General features: G+C 41.8%; 1 protein-coding gene. It reads right to left on the minus strand.

Going from position 1 to position 944, the window contains the following annotated elements; all coding sequences use genetic code 11:
- Nucleotides 1-9: 9 nt before the first annotated feature.
- On the minus strand, nt 10-891 hold the full coding sequence (locus QL982_RS14435) for an IS982 family transposase (RefSeq protein WP_290166017.1): 882 nt from the start codon (nt 889-891) through the stop codon (nt 10-12).
- Nucleotides 892-944 lie beyond the last annotated feature (53 nt).

Below are 944 nucleotides of genomic sequence, written 5' to 3' on the forward strand. Positions count from 1 at the left end.
ACCCCACTCTCAACTTGAAATAAGCAAATCAAACTGAAGTGGCGGATTACCTAGTTTTTTATTGAGTACAAAGCACAGATTATGCGACAGAATCTTACGAATCAATCGATGAGACAAATGCCATAAATTTCTTGCTCGTACCTTTTGTATATTAAATCGTTCTGATAGCTGACCAATGACTGTTTCAACGATACGGCGTGCTTTCATTAGCCGTCTTACCACAGGTTTGGGTCTATTCTCTTTCATGTTAGCTCTGAGTGGCGTTTGTAAATGTACTCCTTGAGCGTCGTAGTGCTGAGTGAGACTAGGACTGATATACCCTTTATCAGCGCCAAGCAGCCCATGAATATGAGTGGTGATTTCTGCAGCAACTGCTCTTTCATCAACATTGGCAGGGGCAAAAGTAAAACCTTTAATCATGCCCGATAAATTAACAAGCAAATGTCCTTCAAAGCCATAGTATCTCTCTTGCTTAGCTGCACAGTAGCTAAAAGCCGCTAAGTCTTGATAGTTTTTATGCCGATAAGCGCGTCCATAATGACAGACAGGTATCGGAAAGCCGTCCATAAAATGGATGTTGTCACAGCCCTCAAGTTGACTGACTTTATCTTGTATCTGCTGTTTGACCTGCCACAGATTCGCGCAATGCTTTGCGAAGTTAGGATATGAGCCTATGGCTGGAAACCAAGATTGCCAATGCTGGGTAAAGTATTGCCAAATCTGTTTGTCTTGGTCTAGGTTTAAAAATTCACCGACCAGTTCCATGCAAATAATCTCAGGATCACTCAGCTTTGGCGCGTAACCTGCACCTCGCAAGGGTTTAGTAACGACGGTTTTGTAATATTGCTCTACCATTAGATAGATATTGATGATAAATTCGTCTATGGGCATCTCATGACTCCGTTGTATTCTTGGTCGAAAACAATAGATTAGTGAGATGCTCT

This window comes from Psychrobacter sp. 5A.1 (genome assembly GCF_030407455.1).
Lineage (GTDB): Bacteria > Pseudomonadota > Gammaproteobacteria > Pseudomonadales > Moraxellaceae > Psychrobacter.